Annotated in this window: 24 protein-coding genes; 2 read left to right on the top strand and 22 right to left on the bottom strand. The window is 42.4% G+C overall.

Annotated elements, in window-relative coordinates; all coding sequences use genetic code 11:
* Nucleotides 1–4 precede the first annotated feature (4 nt).
* The 22 genes from fliN to bioB all read right to left on the bottom strand — a co-directional run bounded on the left by fliN (nt 5) and on the right by bioB (nt 23,192).
* Nucleotides 5–466, bottom strand: a complete 462-nt coding sequence (fliN, locus tag TY87_RS10730) for a flagellar motor switch protein FliN (protein ID WP_072841262.1) — start codon at nt 464–466, stop codon at nt 5–7.
* A 1-nt stretch (nt 467) separates the two neighbouring features.
* Complete coding sequence (fliM, locus tag TY87_RS10725) at nt 468–1,442, bottom strand: flagellar motor switch protein FliM (RefSeq protein ID WP_072841261.1); 975 nt, start codon at nt 1,440–1,442, stop codon at nt 468–470.
* 4 nt (nt 1,443–1,446) lie between these two features.
* Nucleotides 1,447–1,959, bottom strand: a complete 513-nt coding sequence (locus TY87_RS10720; RefSeq protein WP_072841260.1) for a flagellar basal body-associated FliL family protein — start codon at nt 1,957–1,959, stop codon at nt 1,447–1,449.
* 117 nt (nt 1,960–2,076) lie between these two features.
* Nucleotides 2,077–3,777 (bottom strand): flagellar hook-length control protein FliK, encoded by a 1,701-nt coding sequence (locus tag TY87_RS10715; protein WP_100187082.1) that lies wholly within the window; start codon nt 3,775–3,777, stop codon nt 2,077–2,079.
* A 46-nt stretch (nt 3,778–3,823) separates the two neighbouring features.
* Nucleotides 3,824–5,542, bottom strand: coding sequence for a fused response regulator/phosphatase (locus tag TY87_RS10710; RefSeq protein WP_072841258.1), 1,719 nt, complete (start codon nt 5,540–5,542; stop codon nt 3,824–3,826).
* 6 nt (nt 5,543–5,548) lie between these two features.
* Nucleotides 5,549–5,851, bottom strand: coding sequence for an STAS domain-containing protein (locus tag TY87_RS10705; protein ID WP_012071111.1), 303 nt, complete (start codon nt 5,849–5,851; stop codon nt 5,549–5,551).
* 30 nt (nt 5,852–5,881) lie between these two features.
* Nucleotides 5,882–7,780, bottom strand: coding sequence for a hypothetical protein (locus TY87_RS10700; RefSeq protein WP_100187081.1), 1,899 nt, complete (start codon nt 7,778–7,780; stop codon nt 5,882–5,884).
* A 20-nt stretch (nt 7,781–7,800) separates the two neighbouring features.
* Complete coding sequence (locus tag TY87_RS10695; RefSeq protein ID WP_100187080.1) at nt 7,801–9,678, bottom strand: hypothetical protein; 1,878 nt, start codon at nt 9,676–9,678, stop codon at nt 7,801–7,803.
* Between the two features lie 51 nt (nt 9,679–9,729).
* On the bottom strand, nt 9,730–10,164 hold the full coding sequence (gene fliJ, locus TY87_RS10690) for a flagellar export protein FliJ (protein WP_100187079.1): 435 nt from the start codon (nt 10,162–10,164) through the stop codon (nt 9,730–9,732).
* A gap of 53 nt (nt 10,165–10,217) precedes the next feature.
* Nucleotides 10,218–11,549 carry a flagellar protein export ATPase FliI gene (gene fliI / locus TY87_RS10685; RefSeq protein ID WP_072841253.1) on the bottom strand — a complete coding sequence of 444 codons (1,332 nt, stop codon included), beginning with the start codon at nt 11,547–11,549 and terminating at the stop codon, nt 10,218–10,220.
* Nucleotides 11,550–11,554: 5 nt separating this feature from the next.
* The gene (locus TY87_RS10680; RefSeq protein ID WP_100187078.1) at nt 11,555–12,361 is read right to left on the bottom strand and encodes a FliH/SctL family protein; all 807 of its coding nucleotides are present in this window, start codon (nt 12,359–12,361) and stop codon (nt 11,555–11,557) included.
* 7 nt (nt 12,362–12,368) lie between these two features.
* A complete protein-coding gene (gene fliG, locus TY87_RS10675) occupies nt 12,369–13,382 on the bottom strand; it encodes a flagellar motor switch protein FliG (RefSeq protein ID WP_072841251.1) in 1,014 nt (337 codons plus the stop codon).
* Nucleotides 13,379–15,055 (bottom strand): flagellar basal-body MS-ring/collar protein FliF, encoded by a 1,677-nt coding sequence (gene fliF, locus TY87_RS10670; RefSeq protein ID WP_100187077.1) that lies wholly within the window; start codon nt 15,053–15,055, stop codon nt 13,379–13,381. Before fliF ends, fliG begins: the two co-directional genes overlap by 4 nt.
* Before the next feature lie 27 nt (nt 15,056–15,082).
* Nucleotides 15,083–15,445 carry a flagellar hook-basal body complex protein FliE gene (gene fliE / locus TY87_RS10665; RefSeq protein ID WP_100187076.1) on the bottom strand — a complete coding sequence of 121 codons (363 nt, stop codon included), beginning with the start codon at nt 15,443–15,445 and terminating at the stop codon, nt 15,083–15,085.
* Nucleotides 15,446–15,533: 88 nt separating this feature from the next.
* Entirely contained in the window at nt 15,534–16,880 is a 1,347-nt protein-coding gene (locus tag TY87_RS10660) for a sigma-54-dependent transcriptional regulator (protein ID WP_100187075.1), read from the bottom strand.
* Between the two features lies 1 nt (nt 16,881).
* Complete coding sequence (locus tag TY87_RS10655) at nt 16,882–18,036, bottom strand: sensor histidine kinase (RefSeq protein WP_100187074.1); 1,155 nt, start codon at nt 18,034–18,036, stop codon at nt 16,882–16,884.
* Complete coding sequence (locus tag TY87_RS10650) at nt 18,036–18,506, bottom strand: helix-turn-helix domain-containing protein (RefSeq protein WP_012071122.1); 471 nt, start codon at nt 18,504–18,506, stop codon at nt 18,036–18,038. The genes TY87_RS10655 and TY87_RS10650 overlap by 1 nt, the downstream gene beginning before the upstream one ends.
* Before the next feature lie 106 nt (nt 18,507–18,612).
* Nucleotides 18,613–19,290: a dethiobiotin synthase gene (gene bioD, locus TY87_RS10645; RefSeq protein ID WP_100187073.1), complete on the bottom strand. Its 678-nt coding sequence runs from the start codon at nt 19,288–19,290 to the stop codon at nt 18,613–18,615.
* Nucleotides 19,291–19,293: 3 nt separating this feature from the next.
* The gene (bioC, locus tag TY87_RS10640; RefSeq protein ID WP_100187072.1) at nt 19,294–20,112 is read right to left on the bottom strand and encodes a malonyl-ACP O-methyltransferase BioC; all 819 of its coding nucleotides are present in this window, start codon (nt 20,110–20,112) and stop codon (nt 19,294–19,296) included.
* Nucleotides 20,096–20,899, bottom strand: a complete 804-nt coding sequence (locus tag TY87_RS10635) for an alpha/beta fold hydrolase (protein WP_100187071.1) — start codon at nt 20,897–20,899, stop codon at nt 20,096–20,098. Before TY87_RS10635 ends, bioC begins: the two co-directional genes overlap by 17 nt.
* Nucleotides 20,900–20,911: 12 nt before the next feature.
* Entirely contained in the window at nt 20,912–22,153 is a 1,242-nt protein-coding gene (gene bioF / locus TY87_RS10630) for an 8-amino-7-oxononanoate synthase (protein ID WP_100187070.1), read from the bottom strand.
* The gene (gene bioB / locus TY87_RS10625; protein ID WP_072841337.1) at nt 22,137–23,192 is read right to left on the bottom strand and encodes a biotin synthase BioB; all 1,056 of its coding nucleotides are present in this window, start codon (nt 23,190–23,192) and stop codon (nt 22,137–22,139) included. Before bioB ends, bioF begins: the two co-directional genes overlap by 17 nt.
* Nucleotides 23,193–23,269: 77 nt before the next feature.
* On the opposite strand from bioB, the gene TY87_RS10620 reads away from it, so the two are divergent.
* A complete protein-coding gene (locus TY87_RS10620) occupies nt 23,270–24,016 on the top strand; it encodes a ComF family protein (RefSeq protein WP_100187069.1) in 747 nt (248 codons plus the stop codon).
* Between the two features lie 77 nt (nt 24,017–24,093).
* Nucleotides 24,094–25,380, top strand: a complete 1,287-nt coding sequence (gene bioA / locus TY87_RS10615; protein WP_100187068.1) for an adenosylmethionine--8-amino-7-oxononanoate transaminase — start codon at nt 24,094–24,096, stop codon at nt 25,378–25,380.
* The last annotated feature ends 81 nt before the right edge of the window (nt 25,381–25,461 follow it).

Here is a 25,461-nt window from a genome sequence, read left to right as displayed (position 1 = left end):
TACACTACTTCAGTCGTCTAATACGCTCACTAGGGCTCACAACATCCGTTAAACGAATGCCATACTTATCATTAACTACAACCACTTCACCATGAGCAATCAATGTACCATTTACAAGTACATCCAAAGGCTCTCCAGCAAAACGATCAAGCTCAACAACAGACCCTTGTGTCAACTGCATTAAGTTTCGAATTGCTATTTCCGTATTCCCCAATTCCATAGAAAGAACTACCGGAATATCCATAATCAAATCGAGATCAGAACCAACTCCACCACTAGGTACAGAAGGATTAGTCAGCGTTTCTAGCTTAACAGGCTCGACTTTTTGCTCAGACATTGCCGCAGCCCATTCGTCTTCAATCCCTTCACCATCTTCTGTCTCCCCCGCTTCAGACATTGCTGCAGCCCATTCGTCGGCTAAATCTTCGTCCATGCCTGCTGCATCTGGGTTTTGTTCTTCTGCCATGTTATTTCGTCACCTTCGCTTTGAAACTTTCTTGCATTTGTACTGAATAGCGTTCATTACTGACGCCCAATTTGCCTTTAAAGGTTGGCACACCATTCGCTCGAACTGTTACAAACTCAGGCATCTCTATCGGAATGATATCTCCAGCTTTGAACTTTAATACCTCACCAAGTGAGATTTTTCGATTCGCAACATTGACAGATAGCCTAACATCAATCTCTTTCACGTCTTGTTCTAAGGACTTGCCCCAGCGGTCATCCTTTTCATCCACGTCACTCTGAACACCCGCATCAAGCAATTCACGCACAGGCTCAATCATAGAGTAAGGCAGAGTAATATGCAGCTCACCACCACCTCCATCCAACTCGATATGAAAAGTGGAAACAACAACAACCTCGCTAGGGCTCACAATATTCGCCATTGCAGGGTTTACTTCAGAACTAATATATTCCAGCTCTAATTTTAATACTGGCGCCCAAGCTTCTGTTAAATCCTTGAAAACTTGTTCAAGCATCAACTGCACAATACGAATTTCAGTTGGGGTAAATTCTCGCCCCTCAATCTTAGCATGTCGCCCATCACCACCAAAAAAATTGTCTACTAGCTTAAACACCAATTTGGCATCAAGTATAAACAACGCAGTGCTTCTTAGTGGGCGGAATTTCACCAAATTCAAACTGGTAGGCACATAAAGCGTATGAACGTATTCACCAAACTTCATTACCTGTAGACCACCAGATGAAACATCTGCAGTACGACGAAGCATGTTAAACAAACTAATACGTGTGTAACGCGCGAAACGTTCGTTTATCATTTCCAGCGTAGGCATACGCCCACGCACAATACGTTCTTGACTCGTAATGTCATAGGATGCCACACCATTAGCATCCCGATTATCCTCTTCTACAGGCTTTTCATCTGCACCATGTAAGAGGGCATCAATTTCGTCCTGAGATAACAGATCTTGAGCTGACATAATTCTATTGCATCACAAAGTTAGTGAATAACACAGCATCAATACCTCCTTGACCAGTTTCCTGCTCAAGAATTCCATTGATTGCGTCAAGCGACGCTTTTTTTAACGCCTCTTTACCATCGGCTGTCTGTAAATCAACAAACGATTGGCTGGAAAATAACAAAACCAAACTATTACGAATTAAAGGCATATGAAGCGTAACCGCATTAATTTGCTCCATATTTTTTGACTTAACAGACATATTAAGCTGCACATAGCGTTGCTTACCATCAACCATAAAATCGACAGTAAAAGCTGGATCTAATGCCAAATACGTAGAAGGTTCATTAGCCAAGGCAGCCTCGGCAGATTCCGCTGAATCGCCACCCTCATCAGAAGAGCCACTAAAAAACAAGAAGTAAGCCGCTGCACCACCTCCAACCAGAACCAAAACTAGAAGAATAATGATAATAAGCTTTTTCTTACCACCAGACTTTCCCTCTTCTGCACCAATATCCAAACCGTCTTCTTCTGCCATATTCATAAACCTTAGGTGTATCAATTTCTTTATTAAGAACGCTTACCACGCTCTTGTGCACTAACAATCCTCTATTCTACAAAGAATCAAACATAGCACCATCAATTTCTCATAAGTTTAAGCATAGTAATCAATACCGGACGCAGAAACATATGATAAGTTTTTCGCAATCAGCTCTTCATCGACTTCATCATTACTAGCAACACTACCTTGAGGCGAGCCATTATTACGATTATTAGCCCTATCTTGCGCACCAGAAGTATCTTGTTGCGAAACATCAACATCTGCTCGGCTCAAGTCCATTCCTTGCTGAGCCAACATTTCTCTCAAGCGCCCCATTTGCCCTTCCAACAAGTCCCGTGCTTGTGGTGTCGCAGCAATAAAGCTTATTTGTGTATTAGAGTCACTGTCGACCGAAACTTTAACCGTCAAACTACCTAATTCGGGTGGGTCTAACCTAATATGTGCGGTATGACCGCCATCACGTGCAATCCAAGCAACCTTCTGACTCATCTCATTTGCCCAGCCGGGATGACCTGGCGGCAAACTCATTGCCAAGTTGTTGGCCTGAGGATTAGACATAGAAGCATTAAGGGCCGCAGCGGCAACTGCAGGGCGACTAGCATTATTATGAAGCGAACTATTTAAGCCTCCCGGTGAAGCATCATCATTCTGCTTACCATCAATCTGTGCAGACATTCGACCAAGCAGGGCCTCCTGTTCTTTTTTACGCAACTCAATAGGCTCATTAATTAAGACGCCATCTTCATCCAAAAGAGCATCTGCAACATTTAAATTAGACTCTCCTGATAAATCCCCCTCGTTTAGCAGAGAAGCTGGTACAGGCTCAGTACGGCTTCCTTTACCCATTGCTCCTGCGGCAATAACACCAGCAGCAACGGATGACGCAACTTTAGTTGTATTAAGTACTGTTTCGCCAATTGAACTTGCAGGTGGCGCTTTCACACCTGACGCTTCCATTTGAGACAAGACCCAAGATAACTCGCTTTTATCATCACCAACGGATGGTTCTATAACATCTTCTGAAGCAGTCGTTTCATTTAATGCTGAATCAATGTTTTTTACATCACTGACTACGGTCCGTCTTATAGTATCTAAACCGACAACACCAGCACCTGAACTAAGCCCTGTAACAACAGCATCTTTAGACGCGTTTTCTGTCGCGATCGGCGCTACTGCAACTGGGCCCACATCACCAACAACCGCATTGTCAGCCAGTAGGTTTTGCGCCCCCGCTTCTTCTTGTTGCGCCCCATCAAAATCAGACAATAATGAAGAATCAATTTCCGTATATTGCAAATCAGACGGAACCGCGGTCGCAAGAAGTTTTGAATTTTCTGCGGAAACAGCTATAAGTAAGCCATCAGCAGGAGATACCTGGCCATCTTGCTGCAAGGCCTTGCCGCTATCTTGAGATACAGCTGGCGCAGCAACAGCTAGCTTAGTAACAGCTACAACACCAGAAGAACCAGTCGAAGATGTAGAGACTTTATCATTGCCACTAATAGGCGTCGCATTCTTATCAAGCGTTTTAGTCATTGTGGACGATGAATTAGCAGATGAGGACACTGAAGAGCTAGAAGCTGCTGGAGCATCAGTAGCAGATGAAGATACTGAAGAGCTAGAAGCCGCTGGAGCATCAGTAGCTGATGGTTTTTGGGGACGAATAGTTTCTTTTGCTCTATTAAAATCATTTTCAAAAGCTGCCCCGTTATTAGTGGAAGCCTTAGTCAAGGCAGACTTTTTAGGTGGAACACCTGAAGGTAAAGACAATACCGTATTTGAATCTGTGCGCATAATTTCCTCCAACGATAGAGAAGACTATGCAATAGCGAGGCCAACACTATATAGCCCTGCCATCTAGACCAACCTGCCAATGATAATGTGCCGTTACAGCACTTCCACCTTTAGAGAATTCTAGCTTTGAGCAGAGCTGATCCAACAGAGCCAAGCCTCGGTTGTAGAGTAACTCAGTATTGGATATATCATAATTGACATCCTGAAAATCAAACCCTGAACCACTGTCCTCAACATACAAAATTAGCGCTCTGTTGTTATTATCAGACGTTACTTTAACTGAAATTTTAACATAGCCATCTTGTAAATTAGCAAGGTTACGCTCACGCTCCTCATAATAAAGAGAGAAGCCATCACTAGAGCTTTTTTTATCAGAGCTTAACTTCAAGACACCGTGTTCAAGTGCATTTGAATAGAGCTCAGAAAGAATCATGAATATTTGACTAGAAAAGCTACTTAGCCCCGGAACAGTTGTTAATATTTGTAATACATAAGGTAAAGGATCTGTATTACGCAGCGAATCTGCATTCAATACGTACTCAAACGAAAAGTCAGCAGGCGCCTCATCATGCCCTCTTGATACTTTATGCTCAGATGAATCAATTCCTATATTAGTATCCAGACGAACACTTAGGCATGAAATATCATCATGTGGATTCGCTAAAACCCCTTCTCGCTCTAACTGTTGAATAAGCCAATCAACTGACTGATCAGCATCAATTTCACCTTGATAGAGCGGATTAAGTACAGAATGACAAAACATCTGCCCAGATAAATCCAACGCCTCATAAACACCATCAGAAAATGCCATCAACCTATCACCAGGAACAAAAGACATAGGATCAATTTGGCACTCAAACGTATCAGGAGAAAGAACCCCCAAAGGTAAGTTTTTAGAGGTAAGTTTGACCGGTCTGTCTGCATTTTGAGGGAAGAACAATAAATCAGGCAATCCGCCATTCCAAACTTCAATACTCTTATTATTCACTTTTATATCAATGAACGCTGCACTACAAAACATATTCGATGGCAAAATTCCTTTTAGACGCGCGTTTATCTCAGGGATAATTTGACGCATCAGAAAGCCTTTTTTCGTCCAATCAAAGAAAATATCAGCAAGCGGTAACGCACCAATTGCAGCAGAAAGGCCATGACCTGTGAAATCACCTAACAATATATGCATACCGCCGTTTGGCTTGTAAGCAGCTAAAATCACATCACCATTAAAGATATGGGTTCCATAATGAATGGTAGAAAGCGCAGGATCCTTCAAACAATTTGAGTTGGTTATATTTTCATAAACAACTTTCGCAACTTCTTGCTCGTTGAGCAATTGCTCATTATACAAGCTCATTGCATCACGCTGCTCTTCAAGCGTTTTTTGCATAACCAAAAGCCTGACTATGGCATTTAGCTTCGCAGTAATAAGGGCAGGACTATATGGTTTTGAAATAAAATCAATGCCACCAATCCGCAAGCAGTTTGACAAAGCAATAGGATCAGTTACACCAGAAAGGAAAACAATAGGAACAAAAACATCACCCGCGATACGCTGGATTTCGAGTGCCGCTTCCCAGCCATCTTTGTGAGGCATTTTTATATCTAAGCACACCAGCTGAATTGTATGGGGATCAAACTTATCAATAGCATCTTGCCCATCAACAGCTGAAATAACGTTGTGGCCAAATTGACTTAAAATCGCTTTCAATAAAATACGATCCGAAGGGTTGTCATCCGCAATCAATATGGTTAAAACTTGTTCCATACAAAACTACTCAGTAATATCAAAAAGCCGATGAAAATTAGCAATCTTAAGAATATCAATAACGGCATCATTCACATGAACCAAACGAATCTGCGCTTTTTCTTCACCTGCATGATCTCTAAGCAACAACAACATGCCAAGAGCTGAACTATCAAGATAAGACACATCCGCTAGATTGACTTCATAAGACTTTACCTTGCTAACCGCAGTAAAAGCTTCTTTAAATGCCTTATGACAACTGTAATCAAAACGCCCTTTCACATGGATCGTTAGACATTCTGTTTTTTTATCAAAAAAGCTCTCAACCACAGCCTACTCCTCAAATATGAGCGGTAGGCTTTAAGTCTCGTCCCACTCATTACTAGATTTTTTTATAAATACATCATCACTTTTATTTTCCGAAATATTTACTGACGTTTTAGACATCAAACCATGAATCCGCTCTATCATTTCATTAACAGATTCTCTTGCTCTATCCAAACGCGCCACACCAACACTTCGATCTGACTCAAGTAATGAAAGAGTAGAAGCCGCCATAGACTTCATACCTTCAATCTGATCCTGAACCTTACTAATATCGTGTTCTATATCAATAGCAAAACGACGACGAACCTTCTCACTTTCACCTTCGGTTGCAGCAAGACTCGCTAACACTCCAGCCCTCACTTCGTTGAGACAACGATCAACATCGCCCAACAAGAACACATCAGAAGATAAGTCCTTTTCGACTAAAGCTAAGCGCTGCAAAACTAACTCATAACCCAATATTAGTGAATCTCGAACTTGCTCAGAAAGCCAAGCCATGTCATTTAATTCCACTTGAAACTCTTCAAGTGGAGCTTCATTCATCACTACGACATCGTTTACAGATGACTCATTGTGATCTGTTTTTTCGTCAATTAGGGATGCTATTTGTTGTAGTTTAGTAATTTTTTCAAGGGAATGTGTTTGCACAGAGGATGCATTCAGACTATCAAAAAGCATGACTACTTTTCTACGAAGAGCTTCCAAAGACTTAGCAAAGCCAGCATAGGGCGAATCCTGCCTTGATAGTCGAATAGGGGTATTCCAGACATCTCTCTCCAATAACGCCAAACTGTGGTGCAAAATATCAAACTCAGCTATATCCACTTTAGTTCGTATAGAGACAAGTCTCTGCAAACTACTTAAATCTTCATCTAAGTCAGAGATAAAATGCTGAACACTCAACCAGTAAACCCCATCTGACAAATTCAGCTTTAAATCTTGATCAGAAAACAGAATAGAGTCAGCAATACGCTCACCAATTGGGTCATCTAGCCCTGAATCTATACCAAATAGAGATTCAAATAATGGTGTATTCCTAAACCAAAGCCTCTCAGCACCAGCACTCAGCCATGCAATGTCACCTTGATAATTTGTAACAAAAAAGGGGTCATCTACTTGAGACAATGCTTTCTCAATCAAATTAAGGTTTTCGCGTTGTTGATCAATATCAAAATCTCGTGATGCTAATTCATTATCAACCAAATGACTCAAGTCGGTGAACTCATCAATCATCTTACGGGGAGGCAGCACAAGCGCATGACCATGTTTACGATGATCTATAACATGGTGCAAACTCAAAAAACCAGAGCGTAATTGGCGACCAAATTGAGCAGCTAACATAATCACAATAGAAGCTAAAATTAAAAAGATAGCAACAGGAACCCAAATCAACCTATCGACAAAAATTTGACGCTCATAATCCAAACTAACGCTAATCTGCAAAAGCTCATCATCTATCGCCTCTAAGCGCTCAAAAGATGAATAAGCGGCATCCCTTTCCGAATCTGTTAATGGCGATACATCCAACTCTTTCAATGAAAGAGAGTCTAGTAAGGTCAATGAATCGGAAATATCGACTCCAGCTGTCAATTCAAAATCACTAATATGGCTATTCATCAAGCGATATTCATTCACTAACATCTGATGCAAATGACTAGAAGAAGGGGCTTTAGCACTATTATCATTGTTATAAATCAAACGGTCGCCAACCAACAACCATTGTAACCAGTGTTCCTCTGCACTATGAACTAGTCCCAAAAGCTCGCTCAACTTTTCTTGTTGAGCATTCTGTTTTTCCAAATTAATGCTCATCAACATATACATACCAGCGAACGCGAGTAGCAATACAAATAACAAGGCAAAAACGCCTTTTTGTAGGCCACTAATCAGCTCTTTTCTTGGAGCACCAAACGGTGAATGTAGTGTATTCATAGTCAATAATCACTTTCAAGCTAATGATGAAGATGGCAAAAGCCAGCAACAAAGGATAAATAATTTTTCTTATCAATAACAAAACAATCATCTTGCAAAGACGCAAGACGACTTACTTTATCTTCACAACCATCAACCACGCCTTTAGAAGACAAAGAAAACTCACGAATGCAGTTACTATCAGTGAATGTGGCAGACCACTCAAAAGAAGAGAAAGGTAAGACAACTGACTCAGTCATCCACTCAAGAATGACTGAAAAAGCCACCTTCTCAACCGAAAAACCAGCCCCTCCAGAAAAAGGAAAAGCTGAAATTACCTTGTCAAAACTTCGCCCATCATGAATAAAAAATGATGCCAAACAAAGTTCATCATTCTCAAAACAAGCCACTGAAGAAGATGCCTTATAAGGCAATAACGCCAGTATCAAATCTGCCTCTACCCAAAACATCCTGCCATAGGCCTTTCCAAAATAATAACCATTCTTAGAAGGATATGTTGATTTATTTTTTTCTGACCAAGCATAGGACAGAGGCAACACCTTTTTACTCAATAACCACGGCTCTAATAACGGAGTATCAGCCTGACTTAACCAAATATTTTTTACCCAAGAACGAGGTGCTGACATCTTAGAACAAACAGCTTCTACCTCTCGAAGAAAGGAGTAAGGTAATGCAAAATAAAACTCACCTTGCTTAACAATTAACACCTGAGTGATAGCATCTGGCAACTGACAAAAAGCCGTACAATAAGAAAACATCAAAGGCATATTTAAAAGCAACTCGGCCCTAACCCCCTCTTCTGGACTAAACCAAAAAGACTCTCCGTCTAAAAAGAAATCACCTTCATTGACATCATAACGACCAAAACATTCTTGCTGATCAAAAGCAAATCGTCCAAAGGAAGTATCGATCTCATACAAAAAATAGGATAAATAATCATGCCCTAAACATTTCACATAGGAGTATTTAAGATCAACATTCCCTAAAGTGCGACTAGCAATATAAACACATCCACCATGACGCATAGGGAAATACGCGAAATGTTCGTCCTGCTCGAAAGTCGTTACATTATTCACACTAGGAACTAGACGACCAGCTTGATCCACATGAGTAAGGCCCAATGAAAAAAGAGAACTAAACACCTGATAAAATAGCGCTTTGAACCTATCTTCAAATAAAGCCAAAAGACGGTAGCGGGTATCACGAGACATAGTGCCATTTTGAAACAGTGGCAAAAAACTCAATTCACACAAGTCTCGTAATGGTTCTTTTTCATTAATAGACAGGACTTGCCATTGAAGTGAAGGAAATCTCCTTTTAAGCCAAACTAATGTCTGCACACTTATCAATAAAAAACGACCTCTTAAGCGAGAACCTTTCACTGAATCAAGCTGAAACGATACACGTCCAGCACTAGAGAACGCCTCTAAATAAGCATCCACACTCATCACATTAAGTTGAGTAGGATCTAATCGCGCTTCGTAATTCCGATATATTAACGAAACATCTTTTTCATCCGCGATAGACATTACCAAAGCCCAACAAGAACGATCAGTAGACAAAAGGCCGTCTAACTGTTGTGAGCGATCAGCTGCAAATTGACCAGCCATAGCCACTTGCAAAAGCGCATCGGTAGCAGATAAAAACGCGGAATGGTAGTGACTAAAATAAGGAGAACCAGATATTAAGAGCTCATCGACTGCGGCTAAGAAAGAGCTCAGACGCCGATTATAGAGAGCATGAACTACGCTTGATTGACAGATTTCTTGTAAGGAAAGTAGAGCAGACTGAAGTTTTTCTAAGCCGCGCCGAGGGTGATAGACATAATCATGCAAAGCTATTTCTATGTTAGAAATAGGCAAAGACAAATCAATTAGTCCATTATCCAATCGCGCCATATTTAATCCTAACAATAAGCCAAGTTGCTGTACAAAATAGCACTTAAAACGCTATCGCATATTGTCCAAAAAACGGCGCATGGCGAACTCATCGCTTTGACGTTGCTCCTGTTTTGCTTCAACAACCAATTCCGCTTTGTGGTTTTTTTCTTTTAGCCAATCCATACTTTTAGTTTTAGAACGAGCTTGCAACCATCGACGCATACTCATATCCGCTTGCTGTTCGGATCGACCTACCGCCGCTTCTTGCTGCACAATCGCTTGCTGAACACGGTCCACAAAATGCTGATAATTCGTCGTTAAATAAGCACTCAAACCAAGTAAATTACGCTCAGATTCATATTGACCAGCATACTCCCGCAACTCATTTAACTTTTGTTCATCATACTGCACTTTCGCTTTATCGCGAGCCAACTGCTGCGCAGCCGAATCTTCTTTGCGTTTAGCAAGATCAACTAATATCTGCATTCGATGTGATTTTTTCATGCATGACCCATTCAGAAACTAGCTAAATAGTAGACGTTTTTACCTGCAATCGTCTACTGCCCTTTAGTCATTGCTGTAACAAGGGCCTGCAAACTCTGGTCAATCGTAAAACTTTCAGTAAGTGACTGCTGTAGAAAACTTCGGATTTCAGGCATCTGTATGATCGCCTGGTCCAAGTCAGGGTCACTGCCCCTTGCGTAAGCACCAACCGAAATAAGATCTTGATTCTGCTGAAATTTAGAATACAACTGCTTCACTCGCATAGCACCATATAAGTGATCTTCACTGACAATGTGCGGCATAGCTCGAGAGATTGAGGCTTCAATATCAATAGCGGGATAATGACCTTCTTCCGCCAAACGACGAGACAATACAATATGTCCATCAAGAATCGCACGCGACGCATCCGCAATAGGATCTTGCTGATCATCACCTTCAGTCAACACGGTATAAAAAGCGGTGACAGAACCACTACCTTCACAACCATTACCAGCACGCTCTACCAGTTGAGGAAGTTTAGAAAATACTGAAGGCGGATAGCCTTTTGTTGCGGGCGGCTCACCAACAGACAGAGCAATTTCTCGCTGGGCTTGCGCATATCGCGTCAAAGAATCCATTAGCAACAATACGTTTTTACCCTGATCCCGATAATACTCAGCAATCCGAGTTGCCAGCATAGCAGCACGCAATCGCATTAATGCAGAATCATCGGCAGGAGACGCGACAACAACCGAACGAGAAAGCCCTTCCTCACCCAGTATTTGATCAATAAACTCTTTTACTTCTCGTCCACGCTCACCGATCAAACCAACAACTGTAATGTCCGCTTCGGTAAATTTCGTCATCATGCCGAGCAACATACTCTTACCGACACCGCTACCCGCAAAAAGCCCCAAACGCTGACCTTTACCAACGGTTAGCAAACTATTAATAGCTTTTATACCAACATCCAAAGGCTCGCAAATAGGCTTTCGCTGTAATGGATTAATCACATTACCATGCAGAGTCACTGAATCTTTGGTTTTAATCGGCCCCTTACCATCCAAGGGTTTACCCAACCCATTTACTACTCGACCAAGCAACTCATCACCAACCGGCATTTTACTATCACCTAGTAACGGACGTACTCTCGCCCCAGGGGAAATCCCCTCAATGGCCTCCGTTGGCATGAGATAAGTTAAATCGCCGGTAAAACCCACCACTTCAGATTCAACCCAGCGATCCTTACGAACTTGCACCGAGCAACGATCACCAAGAGCTACAACACAACCCACAGCCTCCATGGTCAAACCAACCATACGAGTGACCTTACCCTCAATTTGAGGTGGCAAGGAAACAGAAGAGACATGGCTGAGCTTATTTAAACGTTCTTCGAGGGTGGACACGAGCGTTAGTCCTGCTCTGTTAGGGAAAGATGACGAAGCTCATCGCATACAGCTTCTAACCGCTGCTCAACTCGCCCATCGATATGGAAGGATTTGGAATCAATAACGAAACCGCCATTAATAAGTGAGTCATCTGTTTCTAGCTGAATGGTTAAACGATCTTTGATTCCAAGCTCATCCAAAATAGTGACATCTGCAGGATGAAGGCGTAATCGGACTCGTCCTTCGTATTCACCTATTTCATCAAATACTCTAGTAAGCTGCTCTCTTAAAACTTGGTGACCATCTTCAGTCATTTTAGAAAGGCAGACGTTCTCAATAATTCTTGCCATCGATTGGTACAAGATATTTTCTGCAGCGGCACGGCTTTCTTCTAGAGGCAATGTTATTTCTTTAACAACATTCGCCAATAGTGCTTCAAGCGCCTCCAACTTGATCTGAGCTTCCGCTCTTGCCTGAGCCAAGCCTTCATCAATACCTATTGACCGCCCCTCTTCATGGCCTTTTTCAAAACCATCCACTTCACCTTTGGCGAAGCCATCAGAATGACCCTTTTTATGTCCTTCTTCTTCGCCTTGAATAAAACCTTCATCGTAGGCGGCAGAACGAATTTCTTCTAACTGTGAAGCTGTCAAAGGCTCGTAAATCAAAGAGTCTTCATCCACTTCTTCAGTAGTAAAAGATGTATTTTTCTGAATAAGAAGCGCAGGACCAGAACTAGTATTTGGCTTATTATTCTCAAGGTGAGGAAGTTCCCAGCGTTCATAAGCAGTCAGCTTACGCTCGCCTTTATCCTGTTTTTGATCAGACATATTCTAACTAAACCATCTGCTCACCGCCGCCACCGAGAACAATTTCTCCGTTATCAGCAAGGCGTCTGGCAACAGCCAGTATTTCTTTTTGAGCTACTTCTACTTCACTTACCCGCACTGGACCTTTCGCTTCTAGATCATCTTTCAGCATATCCGCGGCACGAGACGACATATTCTTGAAGACTTTATCTTGCATATCTGGATCCGCACCTTTCAACGCAAGGATTAAGGTCTCAGATTCCACTTCACGAAGAATGATCTGAATACCACGGTCATCAACGTCTAATAAGTTGTCAAAAACAAACATCAAATCTTGAATAGTATTTGCCAAGTCCTCATCAACATCACGAATAGACTCCATCAACTCAGATTCTACTGAACTATCAATAAAGTTCATGATATTGGCTGCGGTACGAATACCACCAATGGTCGTTGACTGTGTTGAATTATTACCAGAGAACTGACGCTCAAGAATGTTATTCAATTCTTGTAAGGCCGCAGGCTGAACCGTTTCTAATGCCGCCACGCGTAACACGATATCCAAACGCACTCGCTCATCAAAGTTTGCTAAGATGTCAGCTGCCTGATCTGGGTCTAAATACGAAATAACAATTGCTTGAATTTGCGGGTGCTCATAACGAATAACGTCAGCAACGGCACGTGATTCCATCCATTTAAGCGTATCAAGGCCCGTTGTATTTCCGCCCAGCAGAATTCGATCAATCAAGCTGCCAGCTTTTTCTTCACCAAGCGCCTCTCTGAGCATGTTACGAATATAACCATCGGCACCAAGACCCAAACCGGTTTGATCACCGACCAATACTAAGAAATCATCTAGTACTTTTTCCACTTGATGGCGTTGAATATTAGACAGTTGTGCCATCGTCTGACCAATTCGCTGAACCTCTTTCGGCCCCATATGCTTAAGTATTTGCGCAGCATCAGATTCACCAAGCGACATCAAAAGCACTGCTGCTTTTTGAACCGAACTTAATTCTGTACCTTGGTTTGTATCACTCATTTGCTTTCCATTACCCATTGTTTAACGACTTGAGCAACACGCTCTGGTTCTTCCGCTATCAAACCGCGAATTGCATTTAATTGGCGATCAATTTTTTCAGGAGAACCAGGCACCAATATATCTTCTGCACTAACAAGAGACACTTGATCGTCTGATATTTCATCCGTTTCATCAGAGAATATAGCAGCCTCAGTGTCTTCAGTAACCGCAATTTTATTCTGCTCACTAAGGGTTTTCAAAATTGGGCGAACAACCACTAGCAACAAGATAAGAACAAATATACCAACCAATGTAGGTTGTATTAACCCTAGGAACCATGCCTGTTGGTAGAATGGCAACTCAACAACAGGTTCTTCAGGATCAGGTAAAGCAAAAGGTGAATTAATCACACTTACACTATCACCACGTGATGGATCATACCCCACGGCATCGCGAACCAATAAGGTTAAGCGCCCCAACTCATCATCATTCCAAGGCGTTCTTACAATGGCTGCGGTATCTGGATTCAAACTCATTAAATCATCAACAACAACAGCAACAGACAAGCGTCTCACCATACCTTGTTGGCGTTTGGTATAACTAATACTTCGATCTAACTCAAAGTTACGTGTTGTTTCTTCACGAGATTGACCGTTTTTAGCTGCTGAATTCCCACCTATTGGAGCACCGTTTTCATCTACAGCTTCTGGAATAGTCACTGCACCAGGAGGCTGATTAGTCAAGGCTCCCGGAATACCACTTGCATTCGTGCCTGCGCTTCTATTTTCTCTTAAGGTCTGCTCACTACGCAAAGCTAATAAATCAGGATTATATTGCTCATTAGTTTTTTCAACAGCAGTGAAATCGACATCAGCAGACACTTCTGCTTTAAAACGCCCCTGACCGATAACAGGTCCGAGAATATTATTCACTCGCTGCAGCAACACCTCTTCAACTTTACGAGCGTAATCAAACTGTTTACCAGCAACAGATAATTCAGAGTCAGAATCTTTTTCTGTCAACAAAGTACCGCGCTGATCAACAACAGTGACATCCTTATCGCTCAGCTGAGAAATACTAGAAGCCACCAAATTCACAATAGCTTCTACTTGACTCTTATCCAAACGCCTTCCGGGATAAAGCTCCAAAAACACAGAAGCAGACGGCTTTCGTGTATCACGCACAAAAACCGACTCCTTTGGTATTGCCAAATGCACTCTAGCACTTTTAATGCTTTGTAGGCTGGAAATGGTTCGGCTTAACTCACCTTCAAGACCTCGTCTATAACGCGTTGTTTCAACGAATTGAGAGGTACCAAGACCTTGCTCCTGATCCATTATTTCCATGCCAACAATATTGTCGGAAACAATGCCGGAGCCAGCTAATTTAAGACGAGCTTGATGGTAAAAATCAGATTCAACAAGCAAAGCGCCTGTATTTTGATCTAATTTAAAAGGAATATTATTTACACTGAGGATTTCTACGATTTGGTCGGCATTGTAATCGGTAATACTACTTAATACAGGCTTGTAATCTGGACCGTTGCTCCATAAAACCGCCGCCAAACCAATTGCTATGGATGCGGCCAAACCGACCATTAATGCAAGCTGACGAATCACCGTCAGCTTATTAAAGCCAGTAACTAACTCTAAATAGAGCTTTTGCTCCGATTGTTCTGCAGGGACATTATCCATTAAAAAGCGCCAAGCGGTTTATTATGCCTAAATCGGCATATTCATGATTTTTTCATACGCGTCTACAAGTTTATTACGCACCTGAGTCATTGCTTCAAATGACACACTAGATTTTTGCAGACCAATCATAACTTGAGGCAAATCAACCCCTTCGTCACCACGTTCATAAGATTGGGCTAATTGTGTAGATTCCTTTTGCAAAGCATTTACATTATTAACTGCATTTTTCAGCATTTCTGCGAAATCTGCACGCTCTACAGTCTGGTTCCCTTCGCTCTCACCGCCTACCTTGGCAACATTAGACACAGGGGGACTCGGCGCCTGAACCTGCGACCGCATATCCCTCATTTGGGACAACACCTGATTAATGTCTGGTCGACCAGAAATCATGTTATTCACCTAAAAATCACATTTATACGACTTAACATATCGTTAATACACAGCTTAGCATAAAGCTAATTAAAACAAGATACAAAAATCAATCAACGTCTATGCCACTTTCACGCATTTTAGCGATTTTATAGCGTAAAGTTCTAGGGCTAATCCCCAATTTATCTGCAACAAGTTTACGTTTGCCATTTGCATCCACCAATGCTTGCGCAATGATACGAAATTCATGTTGCTGAACCCCCTTACCTAGAATTGAAGCCGCACTGTCTTCTGCCACTATGGATTCAGCAACTACAGGAGCTAAGCTCATCATATCAAACGCAATATGGTCTTCATTAATTTGCGCATTTGGGCTTAAAATCAAAGCACGTTGAATAACGTTGTCAAGCTCACGAACATTACCCGGCCAAGGGTGAGCCTCTAGCTTACTTTGCGCCGACGGCTTTAACGTTGCGCCCGTAATTCGCATCTTAGCGGAATGCTTCGCAAGTAAATGCAGAGCAACTGGCAAAATATCACCTTTACGCTCACGAATAGGCAGCCAACGCAATGGAAAAACATTTAACCGGTAATACAAATCTTCTCTGAAACCACCGTCACGTACATAATCAGCTAGATCCCTGTTAGTCGTCGCTATAATTCGAACATCTAAAGGAATAGATTTTTTACCCCCAAGACGTTCCACTTCCTGCTCTTGCAAAACGCGCAGCAGTTTAGCTTGCAAGCCGACATCCATCTCGGTAATTTCATCCAGTAGCAAAGTACCACCATTAGCTTGCTCAAACTTACCTGCTTGCGAAGATACTGCACCTGTATAAGCTCCCTTTTCATAACCAAAAAGGATCGCCTCTAACATATTTTCAGGAATCGCCGCGCAGTTAATCGCGACAAAAGGTGCATGAGGTCGACTAGAATTCTGATGAATGTAGTGAGCAAGCACTTCTTTACCTGTACCACTTTCGCCACAAATCAATACTGTCGAATCGGTCACAGCAACACGTTTTGCCAATTCTAATAAAGCAATACTAGATGGGTCTTTTGCGATAGGCTGAGGATTTGCAGATGGCGCTTCTTTTACAGTGTATTTTGCTATGGCATTCAACAACTCTTCTTCTTGAAAAGGCTTCAATAAATAATCAACAGCACCATCACGCATCGCTTCCACTGCATGAGCAATATCGCCATAAGCTGTCATCAACATCATGGGTAATTCTGGGTATGTATCAATAACATGATGCAACAAACCATAACCATCCATGCCAGGCAAGTTCACATCTGATATCACCATATCAAATAAGCTATGTTTCAATGCAACCACAGCTTCTTCAGAACTGTACACTATTTTGCACTGGTAACTCGCCAACATCAGCGTATCTTCCAACGCCTCAGCAAGACCTTTATCGTCTTCTACAATTAATAACTTAACTTCAGACATGTCATACCCTTACAAGAGGAAGCGTCAAACTGGCGGTTGTACCAGCGCCCTCTATACTGTCTATTTCAAATTGCCCATGATGAGCTCTTGCAATGGCTTTAACAACCATCAAGCCCAACCCAGTTCCATGTTGTTTTGTTGTCACAAAGCCTTCTTGAACATGCTCTAAATGCGCTTTCGACATACCCACTCCACGATCTTTGAACGTCAGTGTCACATAGCCGTCATTATTGCGCCAATCAAGTTGCACCGCATCACCTGCTGATTGTGCATCCACCGCATTATTCAAAAGATTCAATAAAGCCCCTAATAATGTTTCTTTATTACATTGAATACAATCTGTCGCCAAAAAAGAGGCTCCAGATACTTCAAGTTGCATATTTTTTTGATCGCAAATCTCTTGGCAATGATTGGTTAACTCTTTGATAAAAGCTGAAACACCAACGGTTTCATCCAGCTTTATTTCACTACGGGAAAAAATCAACATATCCCGAATTTGTTTTTCAATATTTGCCAATCTATCCACTAACTTATTAGCAAATGTCTGACGCATAACAGGTGCTAAGTCTGGCTTCTGTAAATGACCAGCGTAGAGTGTAGCAGAAGATAAAGGCGTTCTAATTTGATGCGCCAACGCCGCGACCATTTTACCCATATTAGATAATCGCTCGTGATGACTCAGCTTTTTCTGTAGCAAATAGGCTTCTGTTAAGTCTACGAGAATCACTAATTGCCCAGGCACATTGCCGAGTGAAGCAGTTTCTACTCGAACACGACGCCCACTTGCCATACTCACATCATGACCATCGTCTTCCTGAGGTCGAAAGCTCAGCGGCACAATAGATCCCCACGACTGGCCAACTAATGGCAAATTGAATAGACGATCTGCTACCGGATTGGCCATAACGACCAACCCTTCTTCATTCAGCAACAAAACACCAACTGGCATGGATTCAAAAAGTTGCTGAAACTGCAACACCAAGATACGGTTTTTATCTTGCTCTTGGCGCTTATCTTGCTCAGACTTTTCCAGCTGCTCGTATAATCGAACGACTTCTTGCTGAAGATCGAGATAGGATTTTGCCAATACATCAGAAGATTCGGAAAACGCTTTAAATGCGGTCTTTAGCTCCGCTATTTCTTCATCTTTTGTCACTAAAACTCCGATTTATCAATATTATAGCGACGCATTTTTTCGATAAGCGTTGTACGTTGAATTTGTAGATTTTGCGCAGCTTTAGAAACCACACCTTGAGTAGACACCAAAGCTTGACGAATAAGAAGCGCTTCTAGATGGCGAACATGTAAATTCAAATTCACACCAGACGCTTGGGGAAAAGTATGTAATTGTTTTATTTCTTTAAGCACCGAAGAAAGAGTTTGAGAACGCCAAGGTAGCGGGCAAAACCAAACATTATAATCTCCGACAACATCCATTGATTCACAAAGTGAAATAACAGGAATCATCTCATCCAACTCAAAAGACCGCACAGACTTACCCAACACAACAAAGTCGGGCAAATGAAACGCTGTCAATGAGGTGCCATGCTCAATTCCAATAAAGGTCAAGATACTGGAAACACTCGAAATTTCTTCGTCATCAAGACCGCATAACCAAGCTTTCACATTACCACCTCAACCTTAAAAATAAGCAACTTTCACTGTCACTCTATTATAATGCGTTGTTACCGCTTACTTTCAAGCATTTACACTGTATTTCATGATGTAAAAACTACAACTTAAGCAACAGATCATCAAACACCAGCTCCGAATCAAGCTCTTTTTCACACCAAGGCAAAGTACCTAATAATGGCGCGGATATCATTCCTGCAAGACTCGCTAGATTCTCTTCATAACAAGGCATTTTCTCTGCGCCTGTATTGGCAACCCAACCAGCAAGAACTAAACCATCGCGAGCAATGGCTTCAGCGGTTAATATCGCATGATTCAAACACCCCAGCTTCATATTAACAACCATAATAACTGGAAAGCCTAGAGACTTCGCCACGCCAGAAAGAAACTCTCTATCGTTCAATGGAACTCGCCAACCACCAGCCCCTTCAACTAAAGCAAGGTCATGGGGCGTAAGCAATGTGCCTTTTATAAAGCCTTCTAACCGAGAAGCCGTCACCAAACGCCCCTCTTTCATTGCCGCAATATGAGGTGCAATAGCCTCCTCTAAGACAACCGGATTAACTTGTTCATAGGCCAATTTGACACTGCTCGCCTGCTGAATAAGTAAGGCGTCATCATTACGCAAATTACCTTCAACTCGATCTGCGCCTGCCGCAATCGGCTTAAGTCCGATCGCTTTCAGTCCAGCTCGCTTAGCAGCCTTCAGCAAACCGACGGTGACATAAGTTTTGCCAGCATCAGTATCAATACCAGTTACAAAAAAACGTTTTTTCACCCATTACTCCTGAATATTGATAGGCCGTTGAGCCACCACAAACGAAACTTGATAACTCAACGGAATTCCGAATTCGTTCCGCTGTTTTTCATACTCAAGCAAAAATGCCTTCCACTTACTTGGCGATACCGACTGATCCCCATCAGAAGCAATCAGACTAGCGCCCACTTTTTTCAATGAATAAATAGCACTTTCAGGTGAATCAAACCACATAGAAATATCTGATAACTGGGAGGACAAAAGGTTCAACCCAGAGGCGCGAATACAATCTAAAAGTGCATCCGATGCCATATATTGATGAACATGTTCTTTATTATCCAAACCAAACCAAGCTTTACTAATTTCAAGCATAGAGCCTTGTGAAAGCGTTGAAAAAATCACATAGCCACCGGGCTTAGTAACGCGATAAAGCTCTTTAAACAAATCTAAAGGACTCAGACACCACTGAATAGCAAGACTCGAAAACACTAAATCACACGACTTATCCTGAAGCGGCAGTCGTTCAGCATCCGCACAAACATAATGTGTGTTGTGCAAAGAAGAAAAACGCTCATTTGCCACTGCTAACATCTGTGGCGACAAGTCGAGCGCAATGCTGCACTTAGGATTTAATTGTTCAGACAAGATTCCGAGCGCTTGACCTGTTCCTGTACCAAGATCAAGTACGACATCAGCCTGATTTAAAGGCAACATCGCTAAAAGACGCTCTAGTACAATTTTTTGGAAGTCAGCATAAGAATCATAGGATTGAGAAGCGCGATCAAAACGCTTAGCTAGCTGTCGTTTGTAGCTAAGCGCAGATATATCAGGTGTTATTAGCATCGATAAAGTTTTCTATATGACGCGCACAAGTCTCTTCATCTTCAAGAAAAGACTGATGTGCACAATTTGACAGTACAACACATTGCTGCAAAGGATTTACATCAGCTTGTTGCTCTAATGATTTACTAGAAACCAACGCATCCTTGCCACCCAATAGGTGTAGATTAGGAAGATCCAAAAGCGACCATTCGCGACGCACATCCAACGACTTTAACAACCTAAGTCCGCCAATCAGAGCGGGGCGACTCAACGTTTTAACTGGCAAAAAAGCCTGTAATTGCTTAATCAAAGCTCGCTCATTATCCGCACCTTTAGCCTGCAACATAACAAAACGCTTAAGCCCTTCTTCTGGCGACTGCTCAACTAAGGCGGCAAAGGCATCAAAATCCTCGACAGCCATCGCATCCTCCCAGTTTTCTCGTTTAATAAAGCTCGGGGAAGACGACAGGGTAATCAAACCAAGCACTCGACTAGAACGACGCGCGGCAACATAAGCAGATACCATCCCACCCAGAGACCAACCAATCCACCACGCTTCTCTTGGAGCAACTTCAATTAGTTGTTCAGACAAGGCAGCGATATCGTAATTAGGACCAATGCGGGAGCGAGAAATCCATTGTTCATCAAGTGAAATACCTGGCAAGTTCGCCACCACAACATAAAAACGCTGACTCAGACGCAAAGCAAAAGAACGCATAACCTCTTTTGGCATTGCCCAACCAGAGACCATAAAAATAGACTGATTAGACGAGTTTCCAAAAGCTTCTGTTTCAATACGTGCTCGCATGCTGTCCCTCTATTACTTTGGATTTAAACGCTTTGGATTTAAACGCTTTGGATTTAAACGTTTTGCGTTTAAAAGTTTCGCTGTTAAAACTTTTTCGAGTGAATCGCATAATAACACTAAATCTTCATCAGAGTGGGCGGCACTTAAGGTAATTCTTAAACGAGCACTGCCTATCGGCACTGTCGGTGGACGAATTGCTGTACACCAGATTCCAAGAGTTTTTAATTGCTCACTAATTTGAATCGCCGCTTTACTATCGCCAATGACAATCGGCTGAATAGCGGTATTTGAAGGCATCAATTCAACCGGAAGCGACTGAACTCTTTGGCGAAAGTAAGCAATATGCCGAGCTAAGCGATCTCGTCGTTCTTGACCTTCTGCAGACTGAATAAGTTGCAACGAAGCCAAAGTGGCTCCTGCGATCGCTGGCGACATGGCTGTAGTATAAACATAGGGACGAGCAAACTGGGTGAGATAATCCGCATAATCATGGGACGTCGCTACAAACGCACCAGCGGTTCCAAACGCCTTACCAAAAGTGCCAACCAAGATAGGCAAACTTGTTGCGCTCAATCCCTCTAGCGCCAAACAGCCTCTACCGTTTTCACCAAGACACCCCACCCCATGAGCATCATCTACCATTAACATCCATCCATATTGATTAGCCAACTGAGATAATTCCGCTAAAGGCGCAATGTCACCATCCATGCTGAAAACCCCATCGGTGATTAACAAACCACCCGGAGCAGATCTAGCAATCAACTTTTGTGCACTCGCCACGTCACCATGCAAATAGCGACGTAAAGGCGCTTGCGCCAACAAGGCTCCATCTATTAAAGAAGCATGATTCAATTTATCTTGCACCACTGGGCGATTTTTATCCGCGAGCGCAGATATCACGCCAAGGTTCGCCATATACCCAGTACTAAATAGCATGACTCGCTCGTAACCAAGCCAATCCGCCAAGGCCTCTTCAAGCGCTTGATGAGGCGCTAAATGCCCACACACCAAGTGAGAAGATCCACCACCAACACCGTAGATTTCAGCAGTATTATTCATTGCCTTAATTAACTTCGGATGATTAGCTAAGCCCAAATAATCGTTTGAACAAAATGCCGTGTAATCTTGAGAATGTATTTGAGTATGCGGAATTTGAGGACTATCTAGCGTAATGGTACGACGCATTAAGTCTTGTTGGCGGCGTTCTTCAAGCGCCGCCAATACCCAGTCCGGCGTATTAGACGCTGGCTTCATAAAACAACTTAGACTCTTCTTGTTTTACTGCTTGCGCTGCAATGGCTTCGGCAACCGCGGCATCTGAATGCTCTTCGCGCTTCTCTGGATTGATGCCCAGATTAGCAAACAACGCCATGTCTTTATCGGCTTCGGGGTTACCAGTTGTTAACAGTTTTTCACCGTAGAAGATAGAGTTGGCGCCCGCCATAAAGCACAAGGCCTGAGTTTGTTCATTCATACCTTGTCGACCAGCAGACAATCGAACATGCGACTTAGGCATTAAAATACGCGCTACAGCAATCGTACGAATGAATTCAAACGTATCTAGATCATCAACATTTTCTAGCGGCGTCCCTTCAACTTTAACCAACATATTGATTGGCACACTTTCCGGATGCGGTGTCATTTGAGAAAGTTGACGCAACAGACCTACGCGATCTTTTTGCTCTTCACCCATGCCCATAATGCCGCCACAGCAAAGTTTGATACCTGAATCACGAACACGAGACAGCGTATCCAAGCGATCTTGATAAGTACGAGTGGTAATAATGCTGTCGTAGAATTCAGCAGAGGTATCTAGGTTGTGGTTGTAATAATCCAAACCTACTTCTGATAAGCGCTTCGCCTGATCATCATTTAAAGAACCTAGCGTCACACAAGACTCTAAGCCTAAAGATTTAACACCCTTAATCATTTCAAGCACATAAGGAAAATCTTTCTCGGAAGGATGCTTCCATGCCGCGCCCATACAGAAACGGCTTGCACCTTTTTCTTTTGCCAAAGCTGCTTCTTCAAGCACCTTTTGCACTTCCATTAACTTTTCTTTTTCAAGTTCTGTATTGTAATGACCACTTTGCGGACAGTACTTACAATCTTCTGGACAAGCGCCAGTTTTAATCGATAAAAGCGTACTAACTTGAACTTCATTCGGTGCAAAGTTTTCTCTATGGACAATCTGAGCTCGAAACATCAAATCCATAAAGGGTAAATCAAACAGTGCTTTTATTTCCGCATGAGTCCAATCAAAACGCGGTGCGCTCATATTGTTTATAGACATATTCGCTACAGACGTATTTGTAGACATACTTAAAGACATAGTATCCTCGATCCAGAAAAATTAATGGAGCAATACTAATGGACTGGAAAAAACTGTCAACAACAAAAATATCAGAGGTTTACAAGAGGTTATTTTTAAATCAGTGCTATGTCTGCAATATAAAATGCCAGAGCTCGCTCTGCCATCCCTGCCATGAAGGATTTCCAGCCAACCTAAAGTACTGCCAGCACTGCAAACGCCCAACTCATAGAACCCGTATTTCATGTGGACAATGCCAAACCAACCCTCCACCTTATCGAACATGTATTGCTCCTTATCGATTCGAAGGCATCATAAAGACCCTGATACACAGCATCAAATTCAATCAAGGAACTCATTACATACGACCACTCATGTATCGATTAAGCAAACACCTCATCGAATCATATCCACCGGAGAGCTGGCCAGAACAAATACTCTATGTACCAAGCCATCCAAGCCGAATCAAAGAGCGCGGATTTTGTCAAACAAGAGCCATGGCCACTCAATTAAGGAAAAACCTCAAAGAGCTTCTGGGTGAAAAATGCCCTACTCTTCCTAAACATAACCCACTCAAAAAAATCAAAAATACTAAAGCTCAGCACTCATTAAGCCGAAAAGAGAGACTAAAAAGCCCTCAAAGTAGCTATCAACTTGATGGACCTATAGCCAAGCATGTCGCCTTATTTGACGATGTAATGACCACAGGAAGTACGATAGAAAATTGCACTAAATTACTCTTAAAAGCTGGCGCAGAACGAGTTGATATTTGGGTCATTGCCCGAACACCAGATAAAGAATACTAATCATAAGCAAAGATATCAGCCTAGCCACAGAAGACACCTTTGTTTACTATGCCCCCAACAAAGCAATGGTGAACATCATGAAAACAGATCAAGAATATCTAGACTTAGACAAGCAACTTCTGTGGCATCCATACACATCAATGAGCAAACCCAGCCCGCATTTTCTGGTCGAAAAAGCTTCGGGCTGCGAAATAACCTTAAGCGACGGACGCACACTGATCGATGGCATGTCTTCTTGGTGGAGTGTTATTCACGGCTACAATCACCCAACTATGAATGCCGCAATCCAAGCGCAATTATCACAGGTTTCTCACGTCATGTTTGGTGGCCTAACCCACAAACCTGCTATCGAGCTCGCAGAAAAACTAATCGCTATTACACCGACTGAATTGCAACGTGTTTTCTTCTCCGACTCTGGTTCTGTTTCCGTTGAAGTGGCATTAAAAATGGCCATTCAATATTGGAACACTCAAGACAAACCTAACAAGCAGTTTTTTGTTACCCCCAAAAGCGGCTACCATGGTGATACATTCGCAGCTATGTCAGTATGCGATCCTGAAAATGGTATGCACAATTTATTCACTGGTGCGCTGACACAACAATTCTTTATCTCGCCACCACCAACTGGCCTCAGCGAACCAATAAAAGCCGAATATCTAGACGAAATTCGTAAGACAATTGAAGAGAATCACCAACACATAGCAGGCTTTATTATCGAGCCAGTTGTACAAAATGCTGGCGGTATGCGCTTTTATAATCCAGATTATTTAAATCACATTCGAGCACTTTGTGACGAATTCGAGATCTTGTTAATTTTCGATGAAATTGCCACAGGTTTTGGCCGTACAGGCAAGCTTTTCGCCACAGATCACACCAATATCTGTCCCGACATTATGTGCGTTGGCAAAGCGTTAACAGGCGGCTATATGACGCTGGCCGCAACTTTAACAAATGATAAAGTGGCACTTGGTATCAGCGACAATGGTGGCGTATTCATGCATGGCCCAACCTTCATGGGAAATCCTCTCGCCTGCTCCGCTGCCAACGCCAGCTTATCCATTCTAAGCGAATACAATATTCCAGAAAAAATATCTCAGCTAGAAACATGGATGAAGGAAGCGCTGGAGCCATGTGAACAACTCGAACAAGTAAAAGAAGTCCGCTGCCTTGGCGGCATTGGAGTTGTAGAGTTAAAAAACGCGATTAACCTACATGAAATTCAACCTAAGTTCGTCGAACTAGGTGTTTGGGTGAGACCTTTTGGTAAGCTTATTTACTTAATGCCACCTTATGTTATTAGCCAACAACAGGTGCAAACATTGGCTAAAGCCATCTACCAAGTAGTAAGTGAAGAGCCTTGTTAACCCACCAGATCAGAAGGTTAATCATGAATTGTAGGTCGGTCTTTAGGCCGTCAAAAGCCTAGTTAAACCAAACCAAAACCC

Source organism: Marinomonas sp. BSi20584 (genome assembly GCF_002792415.1).
Classification (GTDB): domain Bacteria; phylum Pseudomonadota; class Gammaproteobacteria; order Pseudomonadales; family Marinomonadaceae; genus Marinomonas; species Marinomonas polaris.
Note: the sequence above shows the minus strand (reverse complement) of the source record. Positions and strands in the feature narration are given on the sequence as shown.

Bases quoted from the DNA above. Each gene is read 5' to 3' on its own strand.
- TY87_RS10710 (WP_072841258.1), bottom strand. From the start codon at position 5,542: ATGGAACAAGTTTTAACCATATTGATTGCGGATGACAACCCTTCGGAT.
- TY87_RS10660 (WP_100187075.1), bottom strand. From the start codon at position 16,880: ATGTCTGAAGTTAAGTTATTAATTGTAGAAGACGATAAAGGTCTTGCT.
- fliJ (WP_100187079.1), bottom strand. From the start codon at position 10,164: ATGAAAAAATCACATCGAATGCAGATATTAGTTGATCTTGCTAAACGC.
- fliE (WP_100187076.1), bottom strand. From the start codon at position 15,445: ATGATTTCTGGTCGACCAGACATTAATCAGGTGTTGTCCCAAATGAGG.
- fliN (WP_072841262.1), bottom strand. From the start codon at position 466: ATGGCAGAAGAACAAAACCCAGATGCAGCAGGCATGGACGAAGATTTA.
- bioA (WP_100187068.1), top strand. From the start codon at position 24,094: ATGAAAACAGATCAAGAATATCTAGACTTAGACAAGCAACTTCTGTGG.
- bioC (WP_100187072.1), bottom strand. From the start codon at position 20,112: ATGCTAATAACACCTGATATATCTGCGCTTAGCTACAAACGACAGCTA.
- TY87_RS10720 (WP_072841260.1), bottom strand. From the start codon at position 1,959: ATGGCAGAAGAAGACGGTTTGGATATTGGTGCAGAAGAGGGAAAGTCT.
- TY87_RS10700 (WP_100187081.1), bottom strand. From the start codon at position 7,780: ATGAATACACTACATTCACCGTTTGGTGCTCCAAGAAAAGAGCTGATT.
- TY87_RS10680 (WP_100187078.1), bottom strand. From the start codon at position 12,361: ATGTCTGATCAAAAACAGGATAAAGGCGAGCGTAAGCTGACTGCTTAT.
- fliM (WP_072841261.1), bottom strand. From the start codon at position 1,442: ATGTCAGCTCAAGATCTGTTATCTCAGGACGAAATTGATGCCCTCTTA.
- TY87_RS10715 (WP_100187082.1), bottom strand. From the start codon at position 3,777: ATGCGCACAGATTCAAATACGGTATTGTCTTTACCTTCAGGTGTTCCA.
- bioF (WP_100187070.1), bottom strand. From the start codon at position 22,153: ATGAAGCCAGCGTCTAATACGCCGGACTGGGTATTGGCGGCGCTTGAA.
- TY87_RS10620 (WP_100187069.1), top strand. From the start codon at position 23,270: ATGGACTGGAAAAAACTGTCAACAACAAAAATATCAGAGGTTTACAAG.
- TY87_RS10695 (WP_100187080.1), bottom strand. From the start codon at position 9,678: ATGGCGCGATTGGATAATGGACTAATTGATTTGTCTTTGCCTATTTCT.
- fliG (WP_072841251.1), bottom strand. From the start codon at position 13,382: ATGAGTGATACAAACCAAGGTACAGAATTAAGTTCGGTTCAAAAAGCA.
- fliF (WP_100187077.1), bottom strand. From the start codon at position 15,055: ATGGATAATGTCCCTGCAGAACAATCGGAGCAAAAGCTCTATTTAGAG.
- TY87_RS10635 (WP_100187071.1), bottom strand. From the start codon at position 20,899: ATGCGAGCACGTATTGAAACAGAAGCTTTTGGAAACTCGTCTAATCAG.
- bioB (WP_072841337.1), bottom strand. From the start codon at position 23,192: ATGTCTATAAACAATATGAGCGCACCGCGTTTTGATTGGACTCATGCG.